This is a genomic window from Proluteimonas luteida (assembly GCF_021191695.1).
Classification (GTDB): domain Bacteria; phylum Pseudomonadota; class Gammaproteobacteria; order Xanthomonadales; family Xanthomonadaceae; genus Luteimonas; species Luteimonas luteida.
Genome location: NZ_JAIWPT010000011.1, coordinates 88993 through 107206, shown reverse-complemented (window position 1 = coordinate 107206; position 18214 = coordinate 88993). Strand labels below are relative to the sequence as shown.

General features: G+C 72.6%; 14 protein-coding genes. 7 read left to right on the top strand and 7 right to left on the bottom strand.

What is annotated here, in order from left to right; translation table 11 throughout:
- Nucleotides 1-71: 71 nt before the first annotated feature.
- From LDO26_RS11260 to LDO26_RS11245, 4 genes are all read right to left on the bottom strand, one after another.
- Nucleotides 72-2360, bottom strand: a complete 2289-nt coding sequence (locus LDO26_RS11260; protein ID WP_232131192.1) for an NADP-dependent malic enzyme — start codon at nucleotides 2358-2360, stop codon at nucleotides 72-74.
- A 133-nt stretch (nucleotides 2361-2493) separates the two neighbouring features.
- Nucleotides 2494-3987, bottom strand: coding sequence for an OprO/OprP family phosphate-selective porin (locus tag LDO26_RS11255; protein ID WP_232131191.1), 1494 nt, complete (start codon nucleotides 3985-3987; stop codon nucleotides 2494-2496).
- Between the two features lie 92 nt (nucleotides 3988-4079).
- Nucleotides 4080-5102 carry an alpha/beta hydrolase gene (locus LDO26_RS11250; protein WP_232131190.1) on the bottom strand — a complete coding sequence of 341 codons (1023 nt, stop codon included), beginning with the start codon at nucleotides 5100-5102 and terminating at the stop codon, nucleotides 4080-4082.
- Between the two features lie 43 nt (nucleotides 5103-5145).
- The gene (locus tag LDO26_RS11245; RefSeq protein WP_232131189.1) at nucleotides 5146-6501 is read right to left on the bottom strand and encodes a dicarboxylate/amino acid:cation symporter; all 1356 of its coding nucleotides are present in this window, start codon (nucleotides 6499-6501) and stop codon (nucleotides 5146-5148) included.
- A gap of 321 nt (nucleotides 6502-6822) precedes the next feature.
- On the opposite strand from LDO26_RS11245, the gene LDO26_RS11240 reads away from it, so the two are divergent.
- Entirely contained in the window at nucleotides 6823-7992 is a 1170-nt protein-coding gene (locus tag LDO26_RS11240) for an OprO/OprP family phosphate-selective porin (protein WP_232131188.1), read from the top strand.
- 74 nt (nucleotides 7993-8066) lie between these two features.
- Nucleotides 8067-10766: a hybrid sensor histidine kinase/response regulator gene (locus LDO26_RS11235; protein ID WP_232131187.1), complete on the top strand. Its 2700-nt coding sequence runs from the start codon at nucleotides 8067-8069 to the stop codon at nucleotides 10764-10766.
- 31 nt (nucleotides 10767-10797) lie between these two features.
- On the opposite strand, the gene LDO26_RS11230 is transcribed toward LDO26_RS11235, so the two are convergent.
- Both LDO26_RS11230 and rsgA read right to left on the bottom strand, forming a co-directional pair.
- The gene (locus LDO26_RS11230; RefSeq protein ID WP_232131186.1) at nucleotides 10798-11439 is read right to left on the bottom strand and encodes a response regulator; all 642 of its coding nucleotides are present in this window, start codon (nucleotides 11437-11439) and stop codon (nucleotides 10798-10800) included.
- A 66-nt stretch (nucleotides 11440-11505) separates the two neighbouring features.
- Nucleotides 11506-12648, bottom strand: coding sequence for a ribosome small subunit-dependent GTPase A (gene rsgA / locus LDO26_RS11225; RefSeq protein ID WP_232131185.1), 1143 nt, complete (start codon nucleotides 12646-12648; stop codon nucleotides 11506-11508).
- A 310-nt stretch (nucleotides 12649-12958) separates the two neighbouring features.
- Between rsgA and LDO26_RS11220 the strand changes: the two genes are divergently transcribed.
- Genes LDO26_RS11220 through LDO26_RS11205 form a run of 4 tightly spaced genes read left to right on the top strand, consistent with a single transcriptional unit; the run spans nucleotide 12959 to nucleotide 16298 of the window.
- A complete protein-coding gene (locus tag LDO26_RS11220; protein WP_232131184.1) occupies nucleotides 12959-14224 on the top strand; it encodes a pyridoxal phosphate-dependent aminotransferase in 1266 nt (421 codons plus the stop codon).
- A gap of 21 nt (nucleotides 14225-14245) precedes the next feature.
- Complete coding sequence (locus LDO26_RS11215; protein ID WP_232131183.1) at nucleotides 14246-14980, top strand: lysozyme inhibitor LprI family protein; 735 nt, start codon at nucleotides 14246-14248, stop codon at nucleotides 14978-14980.
- Nucleotides 14977-15594, top strand: a complete 618-nt coding sequence (locus tag LDO26_RS11210) for an SGNH/GDSL hydrolase family protein (RefSeq protein WP_232131182.1) — start codon at nucleotides 14977-14979, stop codon at nucleotides 15592-15594. The genes LDO26_RS11215 and LDO26_RS11210 overlap by 4 nt, the downstream gene beginning before the upstream one ends.
- Nucleotides 15591-16298: a methyltransferase domain-containing protein gene (locus tag LDO26_RS11205; RefSeq protein ID WP_232131181.1), complete on the top strand. Its 708-nt coding sequence runs from the start codon at nucleotides 15591-15593 to the stop codon at nucleotides 16296-16298. Before LDO26_RS11210 ends, LDO26_RS11205 begins: the two co-directional genes overlap by 4 nt.
- 69 nt (nucleotides 16299-16367) lie before the next feature.
- On the opposite strand, the gene LDO26_RS11200 is transcribed toward LDO26_RS11205, so the two are convergent.
- Nucleotides 16368-17132 (bottom strand): polysaccharide deacetylase family protein, encoded by a 765-nt coding sequence (locus tag LDO26_RS11200; protein WP_232131180.1) that lies wholly within the window; start codon nucleotides 17130-17132, stop codon nucleotides 16368-16370.
- A gap of 126 nt (nucleotides 17133-17258) precedes the next feature.
- Between LDO26_RS11200 and grxD the strand changes: the two genes are divergently transcribed.
- Nucleotides 17259-18188: a Grx4 family monothiol glutaredoxin gene (gene grxD / locus LDO26_RS11195; RefSeq protein ID WP_232131179.1), complete on the top strand. Its 930-nt coding sequence runs from the start codon at nucleotides 17259-17261 to the stop codon at nucleotides 18186-18188.
- Nucleotides 18189-18214: the final 26 nt, after the last annotated feature.

The window sequence follows — 18214 nt, the reverse complement described above, 5'->3', positions numbered from 1 at the left end:
AGCGCCCTCATCCGGCGCTGCGCGCCACCTTCTCCCGCTTGCGGGAGAAGGGTTCGGTGTCGCACGCGCGGCTACGCGCCGCCCTGCAGCTGCGCCTTGCGGATCTGCGCGTCGACCGCGGCGATGGCGGTCATGTTGATGACCCGGCGCGGGGTGGCCGCCGGGGTCAGCACGTGCGCGGGCTTGCTCACGCCCATCAGGATCGGGCCCAGGGCGACGCCGCCGGTCATCACCCGGATCATGTTGTAGGTGATGTTGGCCGAGTCGAGGTTCGGGAACACGAAGAGGTTGGCGCGGCCGCTCAGCGTGCTGCCGGGGAAGATGCGCCGGCGCAGCGCTTCGTCCCACGCGGTGTCGGCCATCATCTCGCCGTCGAACTCCAGCTTCGGTGCGCGCCGCGTCAGGATCTCGCGCACGTGGCGCATCTTGCGTGCGCTGGGGTCGTCGTGGCTGCCGAAGTTGGAGTGCGACAGCAGCGCGATCTTCGGCTCGATGCCGAACAGCTTCAGCCGGTACGCGCCCTGGATGGTGCTCTCGGCGATCTGCTCGGCGGTGGGATCGGGCTGCACGTGGGTGTCGAGGAAGAACCACAGCCCCTGGTCGTTGACCACGCCGGTCATCGCCGAGGTGCTCTGCAGGCCCGGGTCGAGCGGGAACACGCTGCGCACGTAGCCGAGCTTCTTGTGGAAGCGGCCGACGATGCCGGTGATCATCGCGTCGGCCTCGCCGCGCTCGACCATCAGCGCGGCGATCAGCGTAGGCCGCGAGCGCATCAGGTTCTTGGCCGCGTCCGGGGTCACGCCCTGGCGCGCGGTCATCGCGTGGTACTGCTGCCAGTACTCGTTGAAGCGCGGGTCGTCGTTGATGTTGGTCAGCTCGAAATCGCGGCCGGCGACCAAGCGCAGGCCCAGGCGCCGGATGCGCGTGTCGATGACGTCCGGGCGGCCGATCAGGATCGGGAACGCCAGGCCTTCGTCGACGATCGTCTGCACCGCGCGCAGCACGGTCTCCTCCTCGCCCTCTGCGTAGACCACGCGCTGGCGGTCGCCGCGGGCGCGGTCGTAGACCGGCTTCATCACCAGGCCGGTGCGGTGGATGAACTGGCCCAGCTTCTCGCGGTAGCCGCGCATGTCCTCGATCGGGCGCAGCGCGACGCCGGAGGCCATCGCCGCCTCGGCGACGGCCGGCGCGACGATGGTCAGCAGCCGCGGGTCGAACGGCCGCGGGATGATGTATTCGGGGCCGAAGCTCGGGATCTCCTCGCCGTAGGCGCTGCCGAGGTCGCTGGCCTCCTCCTTGGCCAGCTGCGCGATGGCGTGCACGCAGGCCAGCTTCATCGCCTCGTTGATGCCGGTCGCGCCGACGTCGAGCGCGCCGCGGAAGATGTACGGGAAGCAGACCGCGTTGTTGACCTGGTTGGGGTAGTCCGAACGGCCGGTGGCGATGATCGCGTCCGGACGCACGCGCTTGGCGTCCTCGGGCATGATCTCCGGGTACGGGTTGGCCAGCGCGAGGATCACCGGGTTCGGGGCCATCGCCTCGACCATTTCCGGCTTGAGGATGCCGCCGGCCGACAGGCCCAGGAACACGTCGGCACCATTGACGACCTCCGCCAGCGTGCGCGCGTCGGTGTCGCGCGCGTAGCGCGCCTTGTCCGGGTCCAGCCCGGGGCGGCCGGTGTGGATCACGCCGTCGCGGTCGAAGGCGAGGATGTTCTCCGGGCGCACGCCCAGCGCGACCAGCATGTCGAGGCAGGCGATGCCGGCGGCGCCGACGCCCGTGGTCGCCAGCCGGATGTCCTCGATGCGCTTGCCCGCGACTTCCAGCGCGTTGACGATCGCCGCGCCGACGATGATCGCGGTGCCGTGCTGGTCGTCGTGGAACACCGGGATCTTCAGCCGCTCGCGCAGCTTGCGCTCGACGATGAAGCACTCCGGCGCCTTGATGTCCTCGAGGTTGATGCCGCCGAAGGTCGGCTCCAGCGAGGCGATGATCTCGACCAGCCTGTCGGGGTCGCGCTCGTCGACCTCGATGTCGAACACGTCGATGCCGGCGAACTTCTTGAACAGCACGCCCTTGCCTTCCATGACCGGCTTGCCGGCCAGCGGGCCGATGTCGCCCAGGCCCAGCACCGCGGTGCCGTTGGAGATCACCGCGACCAGGTTGCCGCGCGCGGTCAGCTCGCTGGCGGTGTTGGGGTCGCGGACGATCTCCTCGCAGGCGAAGGCCACGCCCGGCGAATAGGCCAGCGCCAGGTCGCGCTGGGTCAGCATCGGCTTGGTCGCGTTGACGGTGATCTTGCCGGGCGGCGCCAGGCGGTGGTAGTCGAGGGCGGCCTGGCGGAAATCGTCGTTGGACATCGGGTTCTGTCTGGTGGCGGGCGGGCGCGGATTCGGGCGCGGGACCGGGGATTCTAACCCCGCGACGCGCACCGCCCCGGACGGTGGCGTGCGGTGCGGCGCCGGGCCACGGGGCGCCGGCGCCGCGGCGCGGTCAGAACACGACCTGGGCGCGGACGTTGACGGTGTTGCCCGAGTCCCGGCCCGTGTAGGCGCCGACCTGGTTGTCGGTGGTCCAGCGCACGTAGTTGAGCATCAGCCGCGACCAGTTGTTGAGGTACCAGTTCACGCCCAGGGTCCAGGCGTCGCCCTCGCCGCCGCGCGCGGCGTCGGTGAAGTCGAAATCGTCGTAGCGCACGGCCAGTTCCCAGGCGCCGATACCGCCGTCGGTGACCGGACGGGCGACGCGCGTGGTGCCCCACACGCCGGAGCGGGCGCTGAAGCCGGGCTTCTCGCCGGTGAGCAGCCAGCCGGCGTAGACCGAGGTGGCCTTCTGGGTGAAGTCGTCGACGGTGCGCGAGCTGATCGTGCGCTCGGCGTACTCGGCGAACGCCCAGCCACTGCGCCAGGTGCCGCCGAGCTCGGCGCCCCAGATCGACTCGCGGGTGACGTTGGCGATCGAGCTGGCCGAGACGCGGACGTTGTCGTTGAAGCCCGAGGCGATGCGCGGCACCTTGTTGATGCTGCCCACGTCGCTGCCGAAGTCCTCGTGGACGTACCAGCCGCCCACGTGCAGGAAGCCGGCCGGGCGCTTGACCGGGTTCCAGTGCGCGCGCGTGGTCCAGGTCAGCGAGTCGCTCTCGCCACCGGTGTTGCCGATGTCGTCGCCGGTCACGCCGAGGCTGTAGTGCCAGTTCTGCCCGATCAGCTTCATCTGCGCGCCGAGGCCGAAGTAGCCGCTGTTGGGCATGCCGACCGAGGCCACCGCATTGCGCTCCATGAACGGCGTGCGGGTCAGCGTGGTGCTGGAATCGAGGGCGCGGTCCTTGAGCTTGTTGCCGACGTAGAACTCCGCCGGCAGGGTCCCGAACCGCGTGTTCCAGCGCAGGTAGGCGTCGGAGATGGTGACGCTGTTGTCGGACAGCTCGGCATCGATCTTGTAGCCCAGCGGGCCCATCGTGCCCTCCGCGCCCAGGCGCACCTGGCGCATTTCGGTGCCGCTGATGTTGCGCGCGTCGTAGCCGGAGCCGTGGGTGGACGAGAAGTCCATCAGCACGCGGCCGCGCGGGTGGAAGGTGAAGCTGCCGTCGGCGTTGCGGAACTCCGGGCCGCCACGGCGCCAGCTGGTGTTGCCGCCGCCGGTGCCGCCGCCGGCGGCGAGCTGGGCGACCTGCGCCTGCAGGATGGCGAGGTCGTCGTCCTGGCGGGTGTCGGCGACGGCGGCGTCGACCTGGGCCTGGATCGGGTCGGACGCGGGCGCGGCGGCGGGCGTCGCGGCCACGGCGGGTGCGCCGCCTTCGAGCGCGCTCAGGCGCTGGTTGAGCGCCTGCAGCTGTTCGGACTGCAGGCGCAGTTGCTCGGCCTGCTGGCGGACCAGTTCGCGCAGGTCGGCCTCGCTGGCGGGTTCGGCGGCGACGGCGGGCAGTGCGGCCAGCCCCAGCAGGACGCCGGCGGCGAGGGCGCGGGTATGGTTGCGGTTGCGGTTCATCGGATATCTCCAGGAATGCGGATGGCGGTCGGGGCTCCGGGTCCGGGAAGGCATCGGGCACCGCGGCGGCGGGCGCTGCCTTCCCGGGCGCTTCAGTCGCCCTCGTCCTCGAACGGGGCGTCGTCGTCGACGGGCGCGGCCCGGGTCGGCGCGAGCCCGGCGCCGGTCAGCGGCTGCAGGCCCGCCGCCGGGGCGGCCATGAAGCCATGGGCGCGGGCCCAGGTGGCAAACAGGCGCGGCCACTGGGCGACCTGCGTGCCCGGCCGCCCGAGACCCCAGCTGTGGCCGCCGCGCTCGAAGACGTGCAGCTCGGCCGGCACGTCGTGCGCACGCGCGGCCTGGAACATCAGCAGGCTGTGGCCGACGTCGGCGATGCGGTCGTCCGCGGCGTGGGCCAGGAACACCGGCGGCATGTCGGCGCGCACGTGCGCCTCGACCGAGTACGCCTCCACCGCGTCGGCCTGGGTGGCGAGCTCGCGGCGGCTGCGGGTGGTGTCGTAGGGCGGCTTCAGCGTCACCACCGGATAGAGCATCACCAGGAAGTCCGGGCGCGACGGCAGCCGGTCGCTGGCGTCGAGCGCCGGGTAGAAATCGTGGTCGAAGCGGGTGGCGAGGATGCCGCCGAGGTTGGCGCCGGCCGAGGAGCCCATGACCCCGATCTTCTGCGGATCGATGCCGAGTTCGCCGGCATGCGCCCGCAGCAGGCGCATCGCGCGCTGGCCGTCGGCGAACGGCGCCGAGGCCGGCCAGCCGTCGACCGGCATGCGGTAGTACAGCACCGCGCTGGTGACCCCGATCGACGCCAGCCACTGCGCCATCGGCCGCGCCGCGGTGCCGACCTGGATGCGGAAGTAGCCGCCGCCGCCGAGGATCAGCACCGCGGTGCCGTTGGGCTGCGCGGGACGGTGGATCTCCATCCGCGGTTCGGAGACGCGGGTCACCGCGCCCATCGCGCCGCCCTCGTTGCCGACCTGCTCCGGCCCGTTGACCGTCTGCGGCAGGTGGCCGGCCGGCCACAGCGGAATCGTCCGCAGCGCGGGCTGCGCGGCCGCCGCGCCGCTGCAGGCCAGCAGCAGGGCGGCCAGCAGGCCCGTCCATCGTGTCTGTCGTCTCATGTTCTCCCTCCTCGTATGCCCGGCACGCGATGCCGGGCGGTGGTCAGTCGGCGGCCAGCACCTCGCGGTCGCCCGGGCCGGCCGCCGGATCGGGCGCCGCCGCGAGCGGGCCCGCCCCGCCGTCGAGCGCCCGCGCCAGTGCGTCGCGGTCGAGCGCGTTCTCCCAGCGCGCGACCACGACCGTGGCCACCGCGTTGCCGATGAAATTGGTGATCGAGCGGCACTCGCTCATGAAGCGGTCGACGCCCAGGATCAGCGCGATGCCGGCGACCGGCACCGTCGGCACCACCGACAGCGTCGCCGCCAGGGTGATGAAACCCGCGCCGGTCACGCCGGCCGCGCCCTTGGAGCTGAGCATCGCCACCAGCAGCAGGGTGACCTGCTGCCACAGCGTCAGCTCGATGTTGGTGGCCTGGGCGATGAACAGCGCGGCCAGAGTCATGTACAGGTTGGTGCCGTCGAGGTTGAACGAGTAGCCGGTCGGCACGACCAGCCCGACCACCGACTTGCGGCAGCCGGCCTTCTCCATCTTCTCCATCAGCGACGGCAGCGCGGATTCCGACGACGAGGTGCCCAGCACCAGCAGCAGCTCGGCCTTGAGGTAGCGCATCAGCTTGAGGATCGAGAACCCGCACAGCCGCGACACCGTGCCCAGGATCACCAGCACGAACAGCAGCGCGCTGACGTAGAACGTGCCGACCAGCCAGGCCAGGTTGACCAGCGACTCCAGGCCGTAGCGGCCGATGGTGAAGGCGATCGCGCCGAACGCGCCGACCGGCGCGGCCTTCATCAGCAGGTGCACCAGCTTGAACACCGGCGTGGTCAGCGCTTCGAGCAGCGTCAGCACCGGCCGGCCGCGTTCGCCGACCATCGCCAGCGCGATGCCGGACAGCACCGCGACGAACAGCACCTGCAGGATGTTGCCGCCGACGAAGGCGCCGACCAGCGTGCCGGGAATGATGTCGAGCAGGAATCCGGTCAGGGTCATCTCGTGCGAGGCCTGCACGTAGCCCTGCACCGCGCTGGTGTCGAGCGAGGCCGGGTCGATGTCCATGCCGGCGCCCGGCTGCACCACGTGCGCGACCACCATGCCGATCACCAGCGCCAGCGTCGAGAAGCACAGGAAGTAGGCCATCGCCTTGGCGAACACGCGGCCGACGCTGCGCAGCTGGGTCATGCCGGCGATGCCGGTGACGATGGTCAGGAAGATCACCGGCGCGATGATCATCTTGACCAGCTTGATGAAGGCATCGCCGAGCGGCTTCATCTGTTCCGCCAGCGCCGGCGCGTAGTGGCCGAGCAGCGCACCGAGCACGATCGCCACGATCACCTGCGCGTAGAGCTGGCGATACCACGGCAGGGGCCCGGCGACGGGCTGGGGATCGGTGCCGACGTGCATGGAACGCTCCGGTGGACGCATCCGTCGAACGCGGATGCCGGGGCGGCAGTTGTACGTCAGCGGTGCGCGGGCGCCGATAGCCTATTGGTGTTACCGCACTGCAGCACGCATGCGCCGCGCAGGGATGCCCGTCTTCCCGGGCTCCGGGGAAGCGAGCAATGACGCAGCAGCGGACGCACACGGGCGCGGCCCTAGTCACTTTGGATTAGATGCGACCGGGCGGGCCTACAATGACGGCGCCCCCCGCCGCGCACCGGTTCACGCGGCCCGGTTCATCGAAACGACCGGTCGGCGCCTTGCCGACACCTCCACGAGTTCCCCATGCGTCCCGCCTCCCTGTCCCTCCTCCTGTGCGCCTGCACGGCGTCCGCGTGCGCGTATGCCGCCGATACCGGCGCATGGCCGCCGCGCGTCGGCTTCGCCGGCGACATCACCCTGGCCGCCACCGGCAACTTCGCCTGGGACCATGTCGACTTCGGCGGCGAGCCGCGGCTGGACGACGACGCCGGCCTGCGCCGGCGCGAGTTCGGCGCGACGCTGAAGAAGCCCGGGGTGTGGGATGCGATGGTGTACTACGATTTCGAGTCCCACACCTGGCTCGACGTCTACCTGCGGGTCGAGAGCAAGGCCCTGTTCGGCCGCGACGTCGGCAAGCTGCGCGTGGGCTACATCAAGGTGCCGGTGGGGCTGGAGGGCGCGACCAGCTCGCGCGCGGTCAGCCTCATGGAGATGTCGACGCCGACCCAGGCCTTCTACCAGGGCCGCCGCACCGGCCTGGAATGGACCTTCGAGCAGCCGCATTACCTGCTGCAGGCCGGCGGCTACGCGGGCACGGACCTGCACGGCGACAATCCCGGCCAGACCTTCGCTGGGCGCGCGGCGTGGACCCCGCGCAAGGGCGACGGCGACGTGCTGCACCTGGGCGTGTCGGCCTCGCGCGAGAACCCGGAAGGCTGGACCGACGGCCGCGGCGCGGCGCACGCCGCCGATGCGCGCCTGCAGGCGCGGCCCGGCGCCGGCCTGACCCCGGTGCGCCTGGTCGACTCGGGCAGCCTGGCACCGGTGGCGCACCTCCACCGTACCGGCCTGGAAGGCGTGTGGATCCGCGGCCCGGTGTCGCTGCAGGGCGAGCTGATGCGCGCGGACATCGCCCGCGACGACGGCCTGCGCGACTACCGCGCCGACGGCGGCTATGTCACCGCCAGCTGGCTGCTGACCGGCGAGAGCCGCCCGTACGCGGCGGGCAACCTGTCCAACCCGAAGCCGGCACGGGCACAGGGCGCGGTCGAGCTGCTGGCGCGCTACAGCCATGTCGATCTCGACGACGCCGGCATCGACGGCGGCCGCCAGCACGACTGGACCGTCGGCGCCAACTGGTACCTGAGCCCGTACGTGAAGCTGCAGGCCAACTACGTGCGCGTCGACGCCACGCGCGCTGGCGTGCGCAGCCGCCCGGACCTGGTCGAGGTCCGTGCCCAGGTCCATTTTTGATCAGCATGCCCTGATCGACCCGTCCTGACCCGCCGGTCCGCGACCCGGCGGCGCGCGCCCCTACACTGTCGGCGATGCGCCCGGCCACCCGACTCCACCGTTTCCTGCTGACCTTGCTGCTGACCGGCGGCGGGCTGCTGCTGGTGGCCGCCGTGGCCCATCGCGAAGGCGGCCGCCGCGCGCTGGCGCAGCAGTCGCAGCAGGCGACGCAGCAGCTGGCGCTGCATGCGCAGGCCCTGAACCAGCGCATCGAGCGCTACCGGATGCTGCCGCGGCTGCTGGCGATCAACCCGGACGTGCGCCGCGGCGCCTCGGGCCCGGCCGACGCGGCGATGCGGCAGCAGCTCAACCTGCGCCTGGAGCAGGCCAACCGCAGCACCCGCGCCTCGACGCTGACCCTGACCGACGCCGACGGCATCGCGGTGGCGGCCAGCAACTGGCAGACGCCGGGCAGCAACGTCGGCGAGGACTACAGTTTCCGCCCCTATGTGCAGCAGGCGCTGCGCGAGGGCGAAGGCCGCTTCTACGGCATCGGCGTGACCACCGGCGTGCCCGGCTATTTCCTGTCCGAGGCGGTGCGCGACGACGCCGGCCACGCGATCGGCGTGGTGGTGATCAAGATCGAGCTCGACGCGATCCAGCAGGCCTGGCCGGCCGACGGCGACACCGTGCTGGTCAGCGACGCGCACGACGTGGTGTTCCTCGCCAGCCGCGCCGCGTGGCGCTACCGGGTGCTGGCGCCGCTGGACGCGGCCACGCGCACGGAACTCGCCGACACCCGCCAGTACGAGGGCCAGGCGCTGCAGCCGGTCGCGGTGCAGGCGCTGCGGGCGCCGGGCGGTGGCGAACTGCTGCGCATCGACCAGCCGCCGATGCCCGGGCGCTGGCTGTGGCAGCGCGCGCCCGTCGACGGCACCGACTGGACCCTGCACCTGCTGCACGATGCCGCGCCGGTCGCCGTCGCCGCGCGGCAGTGGGCCACGATCGCCGGCGCGTCGTGGCTGGCGCTGGCGTTCGTGCTGCTGTTCCTGCAGCAACGCCTGCGCCTGGGCGCGCTGCGCCGGCGCAGCCGGCTGGAACTGGAAACCCTGGTGCGCCAGCACGCCGAGGAACTGCGCACCGCGCAGGACGGGTTGGTCGCGGCCGCGCAGGAAGCCGACACCGGCCTGAGCCGGCGCCTGGCGCACCTGCCGCAGGGCGTGGTGATCATCGACGCCGACCTGCGCATCGTCGCGTGGAACGCCCGCTACATCGAACTGTTCCGGTTCCCGCCGGACTTGGTGCAGGTGGGCACGCCGATCGAGGACGTGTTCCGCTACAACGCGCGCCGCGGCCTGCTCGGGCCGGGACCGGTCGAGGACGCGATCCAGCGCCGGCTGGGCCACCTGCGCAGCGGCAAGCCGCACATGCGCGAGAGCGAGAAGGAGGACGGCACGGTGCTGGAGATCCGCGGCAACCCGTTGCCCGAAGGCGGCTTCGTCACCAGCTACGCCGACATCACCAGCTACAAGACCACCGCGCGCGAGCTGCGCTCGCTGGCCGACTCGCTGGAGCGGCGCATCGCCGAGCGCACCGCCGACCTGGAACAGGCGCGCCGCGACGCCGAGGCGGCGAACCGCTACAAGGGCCGCTTCGTCGCCTCCGCCGTGCACGACCTGCTGCAGCCGCTGAACGCGGCGCGGATGTTCCTGTCGGCGCTGCGCGGGCGGCTGCACGACGGCGGCGTGGGCGACAACGGCATGCCCGCCGACGACGTGCCCGGAAGCGGCCTGCGCGCGAGCGAGGCGCGCGAACTGGCCGACAGCATCGATGGCGCGCTCGCGGCGCAGGACGGCATCCTCGCCAGCCTGCTCGACATCTCCCGGCTGGAGTCGGGCACCCTGCAGACCGACGTGCGCGACTTCGCGCTCGGCCCGCTGCTCGACGCGCTGGCGCGCGAGGCCGGGGTGCTGGCGGCCGCGCGCGGCCTGCGGCTCGACGCCGTCGCCACCCGCGCCTGGGTGCGCAGCGACGCGACCCTACTGCGCCGGATCCTGCAGAACTTCCTGTCGAACGCGGTGCGCTACACCCCGCGCGGGCGCATCGCGATCGGCTGCCGCCGGGTCGGCGACGCGCTGCGCATCGAGGTCCACGACACCGGCCCCGGCATCCCGCCGGGCCGCCAGCACGAGATCTTCGAGGAGTTCCGCCGGCTCGACGACGGCATCGCCAGCGAGCGCGGCGCCGGGCTCGGGCTGGCGATCGTCGACCGCATCGCACGACTGCTCGGACACCGCATCGGGTTGCGCTCACGGCCGGGCGTGGGCAGCGTGTTCTCGGTGACCGTGCCGCTGGGCGTGGCCGGCACGGACGCACCGCCGGCAGCCCCGGCGGCAACCCACGCGGACGAGGATTCGCCGCTGCACGGGTGCCGGGTCTGGTGCATCGACGACGACCCGCGCGTCTGCGAGGCCACGCGCGCGCTGCTGCAGCGCTGGCGGTGCGCGGTCGACTTCGCCGGCGGCGGCGACGACGCGATCGCCGCCGCGCCGGCACTGCCGCCACCGGCGCTGGTGCTGCTGGACGTGCAACTGGGCACGCTCGACGGTCCCGCGCTGTACGACCGGCTGGCCGCGCACTGGCCGCTGCCGCCGCTGGTGATCCTGGTCAGCGCCGCGCACGACGACACCCTGCGCGGGCTGGCCGACGCCCGCGGCTGGGGCTGCCTGCGCAAACCGGTGCGCGCCCCGGCGCTGCGCGCGCTGATGACCCAGCTGCTGCTGCGGCGTGGCTGACCGCCGGCGGGCGCGATCGGAGCCGGCCCGCCTAGACCTCGCCTTCCGGCTCCAGCGCCTTGACCAGCAGCGCGGCCTGGGTCCGGCTGTGGCATTCGAGCTTCTTCAGGATCGCGGTGACATGCACCTTCACCGTGTTCTCCGCCAGCCCGAGCACGTGGGCGATCTGCTTGTTGAGCAGGCCGTCGGCCAGGCACATCAGCACCCGGAACTGCTGCGGGGTCAGCTGCGCGAGGCGCGCGGCGAGCCGGGCATCGGCCTCGGAGCGCTCGGCGGTCAGCGGCGGGAACCAGCTGCCGCCGTCGAGCACCGTGGCCACGGCCTGGCCGATCGACTCGGCCGGCGCCGACTTGGAGATGAACCCGGCCGCGCCGAACTGCTGCACCCGGCGCACGGTGCGCGGGTGGTCGTTGGACGAGATCACGACCACCGGCACCTCGGGCCGCTCGCCGCGCAGGTACACCAGCGACGACAGCCCGCGCGCGCCCGGCATCGCCAGGTCCAGCAGCACCAGCTCGATCCGCGGCTGGGCATCGAGCGCGGCGGCCAGCGCCGATGCGCTCGCCGCCTCGACCACGTCGATCGCGCCGAGGCTGTCGCGCAGCGCGTGCAGCACCGCGGCGCGGAACAGCGGATGGTCGTCGGCGACCAGGATCGTCGGAGCGGAAGTCATGGCGCTAGTCTGGCACGGCGCGGCGCGGACGTTCCCGGCGGCCGAAGCCCCTGGAAGGGACGCCCCTCAGTCCTCGCGGGTCCAGTCGCTGCCGCGCCGCGCCGGCTTGCCCGGCGGCCGGCCGCCGGTGCGGCCGGCGGGCTTCGGCGGCGCGGCCTTCGCATCGGGCTTGTGCGCCATGCGGTCGGCGCGCCTGCCGGTGGCGTCGCTGAGTTCGTCGCGCAGTTTCAGGTAGCTCGCCAGCCGCGCCGGCGACAGCGTGCCGGCCTCGACCGCCGCGCGCAGTGCACAGCCCGGCTCGGCGCCATGGCCGCAGTCGCGGAACCGGCAGCCGGCGGCCAGCGCCTCGATGTCGGCGAAACCGCCGTCGGCCAGGTCTTCCTCGCCGGTCGGCTTGAGCTCGCGCATGCCCGGCGTGTCGATCAGGCAGGCGCCCGAGGGCAGCGGGATCAGCGCGCGGTGGGTGGTGGTATGGCGGCCGCGGTCGTCGGTCTCGCGCACCGCGGCGGTCTTCATCCGCTCGATGCCGAGCAGGCTGTTGGTCAGCGTCGACTTGCCGGCCCCGGAGCTGCCGACCAGCACCGCGGTCCGGCCCGGCCCGAGCCAGCGGTGCAGCACCGCGACGCTGGCCGGGTCGCGCGCGTTGACCGCGACGACCTCGATGCCCTGCGCGCCGATCTCGGCCAGCGCGGCGCGCGCCGCGGCGACGTCGGCGCCGGGCGTGTCGGCCTTGGTCAGCACGATCACCGGCGTGCCGCCGCCCTGCACCAGCAGCAGGTAGCGCTCGATCCGGCGCGGATTGAAGTCGGCATCGAGGCCGCAGACGATCAGCACGGTGTCGATGTTCGCGGCGATCAGCTGCTGGCGGTAATGCTCCCCGGCGGCCGCGCGCTTGATCGCGCTGCGCCGCGGCAGCAGCGCGACGATGCGTCTGCCGTCCTCGACCAGCACCCAGTCGCCGACCGCGGCGCGGTCCTCGGGTGCCATCGTGCCCTTGCGGTAGCCGCTGCGGCGCAGCCATTCGGGCGGCGATTCGACGGCGACGCCGGCGTCGGGGCCCCCGGCGACGATGTAGCCGGAGCGGTGCTGTTCGATGACGCGGGCCGGTTGCGCGTGCGGATGCGCGGCCATGCAGTCGGCCCAGTCGCCGGTCGGCGGCCCGTCGAACGGCCAGCCGATCGCGCGCAGCGCGGCGGGGCCGGAACTCAAACGGAAGCGGGCGCGGTCGTCATGCGCGGATTCTAGCCCGCATTCCCGCACGGTCTGCCGATGGCCACGTGGAAGGGAGCCGCGCCATGACGGGCCGGGCAGCGCCGGCGATCCCTGCCGCCCGGATCCCGTCGCCTCCCGTCGTCCCGAACGCGGCGAGGGATGTCAGAAACCTGGGGCGGCGGAAAAGCGAAGCCGCCGGCGCGGCGCTCCGGCCGGTCGGCCCCGCCTGGACCATTCGTCGGACCGACCCGCATTCATGCGGCTTTTCCGCTAGCATCGAACGCTGGTCCGTCCCGAATCCACCGCAATGTCCGCCCCCAGCCTGAAGACCCGTGAACGCCTGTCCGAAGTCCGCTACGAGATCCGCGGCGAACTGGCGCGGCGCGCGCGCGAGCTGGAGGCCCAGGGACGCACGCTGATCAAGCTCAACATCGGCAATCCCGGCGCGTTCGGATTTCGCGCGCCCGAGCACCTGCAGCACGCGATCGCCGACCACATCCACAACACCGACCCCTACACCCACCAGCAGGGCCTGCCGCTCGCGCGCGAGGCCATCGCCGCGCACCATGCCGCGCGCGGCACCCCGGGCGCATCGCCCGACCGGGTGTTCGTCGGCAACGGCGTCAGCGAGCTGATCGACATCGCGCTGCGCGCGCTGCTCAATCCCGGCGACGAGGTGCTGGTGCCCTCGCCCGACTACCCGCTGTGGTCGGCGGCGACGATCCTCAACGACGGCCGCCCGGTGTTCTACCGCTGCAAGGTCGCCAACGGCTTCCTGCCCGACCCCGACGAGATGGAGGCGCTGGTCTCGCCGCGCACCCGCGCGATCGTGCTGATCAACCCCAACAACCCGACCGGCGCGGTGTACCCGCGCGAGCTGCTCGAGCGCATCGTCGCGATCGCCGCCAAGCACAACCTGCTGCTGCTGTGCGACGAGATCTACGACGGCATCCTCTACGACGGCGCGGAGTTCACGCCGCTGGCGCCGCTCGCCGGCGACGTGCCGTGCCTGTCGTTCGGCGGCCTGTCGAAGGTGCACCGCGCCTGCGGCTGGCGCGTCGGCTGGGCGGTGCTGTCGGGCGACGAGGCCCGCATGCGCGACTTCCGCAACGCGATGGACCTGCTCGGCGCGCTGCGCCTGTGCGCCAACGTGCCGGGCCAGTTCGCGATCGAGGCCGCGTTGACCGGCGTCGACACGATCACCCCGCTGTGCCGGCCGGGCGGCCGCCTGTACGAGGCGCGGCGCGTGGTCGTCGAGGCCTGCGCCGCCAGCAACTACCTGAAGCTCGCCGCGCCAGGCGGTGCGCTGTACGCGTTCCCCGGCGTATCCGACGAGTTCGCCCAGGGCTTCGACGACCACGCCTTCGCGCTGGAACTGATGGAGGCCGAGGGCGTGCTGGTGGTGCCGGGCAACAGCTTCAACGTGCCCTACCGCAACCACTTCCGCGTGACCCTGCTGCCGCAGCCCGAGCAGCTGCGCGAGGTCTTCGCGCGGATCGAGCGCGTGCTCGACCGGCATGCCGAGGGCATCGGCAAGGTCGTGCCGCTCGCGCGCCGCTCCAGCGCGGCCTGAGCGTCCGCGTTGGGCGTTGTGATGACGGCCCGCCTCGCGGCCACGCTGCTGGCGGGACTTGCCCTGTGCGGGCTGGCATCCACGGCCCGGGCGGAACGCACCCTCAGCGCACATCCGCTCGATCTCGTGCGCATCGGCGACGAGGTGCGCCTGCTGGTCGAGGTCCGCCACATCGACCGGCCACCGGAAGAACCCAGCGGCCTGTCGCCACGCGACTGTCCCGGCGGCGACACCCCCGTCGATGGCTGCTATCGCCTGCGCGTGTTCCAGGACAGCCGCGACCTCGGCGCGGTTCCGTACCGGCTGCTCGGCGGCGCCGGCAATCGCGACGTGCTGCTCGCCAGCTACCGCCTGCCCGCGCCGCGCGACGGCGATGCCCTGATCGATCTCGACGTGGAGATCGACGGCTTCAGCAACGGCAATGCCGGCGAGCATTTCCCGATCCCCAACCTGCCCGGCGTGCTGCATGCCGAAATGCCGTTCGCGTTCCTGCAGGCACGTTCGGATGATGCGCTCAATGCCGCCTACCGTCGCCTGCGCCTGCAGCTCGGCCCCGGGCGCCGCGACGAGGCGGCCGCGCTGCAGGCGGCGCAACGCGACTGGCTGGCGGCCTCGCGAAAGGCCTGCGGCGATCCCGCCGGGCTGGAGGACGATGCCGCCGAGGACTGGTCGCGCTGCCAGTGGCAGCGCGACGTCGCACGGTTGCAATGGCTGCGCACCCGCGCGGTCGCGCTCGGCATCGCACAGCGGCGATGAACTCCGCACGCTATCTCGCGCTTGGCGACAGCTACACCATCGGCGAGGGCGTCGCCGACGACGCGCGCTGGCCGGTGCAGCTGGCCGCGGCGCTGCGCGGCGAAAGCATCTCGCTGGACCCGCCGGAGATCATCGCCCGCACCGGCTGGACCACCGACGAACTCGATGCGGCGATCGACGCCGCCGCACCGCAGGGGCCGTACGCCCTGGTCAGCCTGCTGATCGGGGTCAACAACCAGTACCGCGGGCGCAATGTCGGGGAGTACGCGCAGCAGTTCGACGCGCTGCTGCGGCGCGCGACCGGTTTCGCCGGCGGTAATGCGGGCCGGGTGCTGGTGCTGGCGATCCCCGACTGGGGGGTGACCCCGTTCGCGATCGGCCTGGGCCGCGACCGCGCCCGGATCGCGCGCGAACTCGACGCCTTCAATGCGGCCGCGGCGCGCAGCTGCGCGGTGCACGGCGTCGCCTTCGTCGACATCGCCCCGGTCAGCCGGGCGCGCGGCGGCGAGATCGCGATGCTCGCCGACGACGGCCTGCACCCGTCCGCGGCGCTGTACGCCGAATGGACCCGGCTGGCGCTGCCGGTCGCGCGCGGCTTATTGTCGCGCCCATGACTTCGACCGCGACCTCGCCTCCGACCGCCCCCTTCGACCGCGCCGCCGCGCGCGGCATCGCCCGCGCGTTCCTGCCGAAACATCCGCTCGGCAACCGCTACGACTACTACTACACGCTGACCAAGCTGCGCACCGACCCGCTGTATCCGGGCGTGCTCGACGCGCTGCGGCCGACGCGCGCGCCGGTGCTGGACCTGGGCTGCGGCCTCGGCCTGCTGGCGCATGCGCTGCATGCCGACGGCCAGCGGCTGGCCTACTACGGCGTCGACATCGACGCGGCCAAGATCCGCCGCGGCCGCGAGGTCGCCGCGCGCACCGGCCTGCGCGAGGCACGCTTCGACGTCGTCGACCTGGCCAACGGCGCGCCGGACCATCGCGGCAGCGTCGCGATCCTCGACGTGCTGCAGTACCTGTCGCACGACAAGCAGCGCGCGCTGCTCGACACCGTGATCGCGATGCTCGATCCAGGCGCGCGGCTGGTGATCCGCAGCGGCGTGGCCGACGACTCCCCGCGCAGCCGCACCACGCGCGTCACCGACCGCCTGGCGAACCTGGTCGGCTGGATGCAGGAACGCGCCAAGTGCTACCCCACCGCCGACGGCCTGCGCAGCCAGCTCGAAGGCGCCGGCCTGCGCACCACGATCCGGCCGCTGTACGGCGACACCCCGTTCAACAACTGGCTGATCGTCGGCGAGCGCACGTAGGCGGGTCTCGTCCAGACGGCGGGACAAGTCCCGCCCTACGCGACGGCAGGCGCGGATGCGGACGCTTCGTCAGTCGGGCAACACCGCGCGCAGGCCCTGTGCCTGGATCCTCGCCAGCACGCCTGCGACCATCCCGACATTGCGTCCGTGCCCGGCGCCCTCGTGCAGCAGCACGATCGCACCCGGTGCGAGGTCCGCGGCGATCCGCGACACCACCCTGTCGACATCCGCCTCGACCGCATCGAACCCGCGTGCGGACCAGCCCACGCGCGCCAGGCCGGCGTCGCGCAGCGGCGCATGCACGAACGGGTTGCTGTGGCCGACGACCGAGCGGAACCACACCGGCGCCTGCCCGGCGATCCCGCTGAGCGTGCGCTGGCAGTCGAGGATCTCGCGCCGCATCCGCGCCGGCCCCAGCGCCCAGAACACCGCCTGCGGATGGGTCTGGCTGTGGTTGCCGATGCCGTGGCCGCGGCGGAGGATCTCGCGCACCAGCTCCGGCCGTGCACGCGCGCGCGCGCCGACCAGGAAGAACGTGGCCTTCGCCCCGTGCGCGTCCAGCAGGTCCAGCAGCGGCAGGGTGTCGTCGGACGGGCCGTCGTCGATCGTCAGCCAGACGCCTTGCGCCCCGTCCGGCAGCCGGGTCAGCACCGGCCCGAACAGACGCGAACCCGGCGCCAGCACGCCCCACAGGCACAGCGCATGGCTGGCCAGCAGCAGCGGCAGCCCGACCCGCCAGCCCAGCCACCACCACGCGACGACCACCGCCAGCTGCGAGGCCAGCAGCAGCGGCAGCCACAGATGCGGACGGCGGGGCGGACGGTGCGGCGACATGCCGCGCATGATGCCAGCTGCGTGGCCGGCGCATCGCCGCATTGTGGCGCCTCGCGCCCGCGGTCAGGCTTGCATCCGGAGCGCCGCGTTACCATGTCGGACTTCCCGCATCCCGGATTCGCCGCCATGTCCCTCGATCCCGCCCTCCGCACCCGCATCGAAACCCTGCTGCAGGGCAACCGCGCCGTGCTGTTCATGAAGGGCTCGCCGCTGGCGCCGCAATGCGGCTTCTCCGCCAAGGCCGTGTCCGCGCTCGACGCGCTGGGCGTCGACTACGCGCACGTCAACGTGCTCGAGGACGGCGAGATCCGCGAAGGCATCAAGGTCTACGGCGACTGGCCGACGATCCCGCAGCTCTACGTCGACGGCGAACTGCTCGGCGGCAGCGACATCATCGAGCAGATGGCCGGCAGCGGCGAGCTGCATGCCGTGTTCGGTGTCGCCCCACCCGACCGCACCCCGCCGTCGATCGCCATCACCCCGGCCGCGCGCGAGATGATCGCCAAGGCGGTCGCCGACGCCGGCGGCGACTACCTGCTGCAGGTCGACATCGACCGCAACTTCCGCACCCGCCTGCAGCTGGCGCCGCGCAATGCCAATGCGGTCATCGCCGATGCCGACGGCATCGCGGTGCAGTTCGACCTCGCCGCCGCGCGCCGCGCCGACGGCCTGACGATCGACTTCGCCGACGACATCCGCGGCCGCGGCCTGGTCATCGACAACCCGAATGCGCCCAAGCCCGTGCAGGACATCAGCCCGGCCGAGGCCGACGACCGCCTCGCCGCCGGCACCCTGACCCTGGTCGACGTGCGCCCGCCGGAAGAACGCGCCGCCGCATCGGTCGCACGTCCGTTCGAAGTGCTCGACGGCGACGGCATCCAGCGCCTGCAGGCATTGCCCAAGGACACCCCGCTGGCCTTCCTGTGCCACCACGGCGGCCGCAGCCAGCAGGCCGCCGAGCATTTCCGCAACCAGGGCTTCACCCGGGTGTTCAACGTCGCCGGCGGCATCGACGCCTGGTCGGACAGCGTCGATTCCGGCGTGCCGAAGTACTGAGCCTGCACGGGCTGGTCTGGCCGTCA

Bases quoted from the DNA above. Each gene is read 5' to 3' on its own strand.
- grxD (WP_232131179.1), top strand. From the start codon at position 17,259: ATGTCCCTCGATCCCGCCCTCCGCACCCGCATCGAAACCCTGCTGCAG.
- LDO26_RS11210 (WP_232131182.1), top strand. From the start codon at position 14,977: ATGAACTCCGCACGCTATCTCGCGCTTGGCGACAGCTACACCATCGGC.
- LDO26_RS11260 (WP_232131192.1), bottom strand. From the start codon at position 2,360: ATGTCCAACGACGATTTCCGCCAGGCCGCCCTCGACTACCACCGCCTG.
- LDO26_RS11205 (WP_232131181.1), top strand. From the start codon at position 15,591: ATGACTTCGACCGCGACCTCGCCTCCGACCGCCCCCTTCGACCGCGCC.
- LDO26_RS11245 (WP_232131189.1), bottom strand. From the start codon at position 6,501: ATGCACGTCGGCACCGATCCCCAGCCCGTCGCCGGGCCCCTGCCGTGG.
- LDO26_RS11250 (WP_232131190.1), bottom strand. From the start codon at position 5,102: ATGAGACGACAGACACGATGGACGGGCCTGCTGGCCGCCCTGCTGCTG.
- LDO26_RS11200 (WP_232131180.1), bottom strand. From the start codon at position 17,132: ATGTCGCCGCACCGTCCGCCCCGCCGTCCGCATCTGTGGCTGCCGCTG.
- LDO26_RS11255 (WP_232131191.1), bottom strand. From the start codon at position 3,987: ATGAACCGCAACCGCAACCATACCCGCGCCCTCGCCGCCGGCGTCCTG.
- LDO26_RS11240 (WP_232131188.1), top strand. From the start codon at position 6,823: ATGCGTCCCGCCTCCCTGTCCCTCCTCCTGTGCGCCTGCACGGCGTCC.
- LDO26_RS11235 (WP_232131187.1), top strand. From the start codon at position 8,067: ATGCGCCCGGCCACCCGACTCCACCGTTTCCTGCTGACCTTGCTGCTG.
- LDO26_RS11220 (WP_232131184.1), top strand. From the start codon at position 12,959: ATGTCCGCCCCCAGCCTGAAGACCCGTGAACGCCTGTCCGAAGTCCGC.
- LDO26_RS11215 (WP_232131183.1), top strand. From the start codon at position 14,246: ATGACGGCCCGCCTCGCGGCCACGCTGCTGGCGGGACTTGCCCTGTGC.
- LDO26_RS11230 (WP_232131186.1), bottom strand. From the start codon at position 11,439: ATGACTTCCGCTCCGACGATCCTGGTCGCCGACGACCATCCGCTGTTC.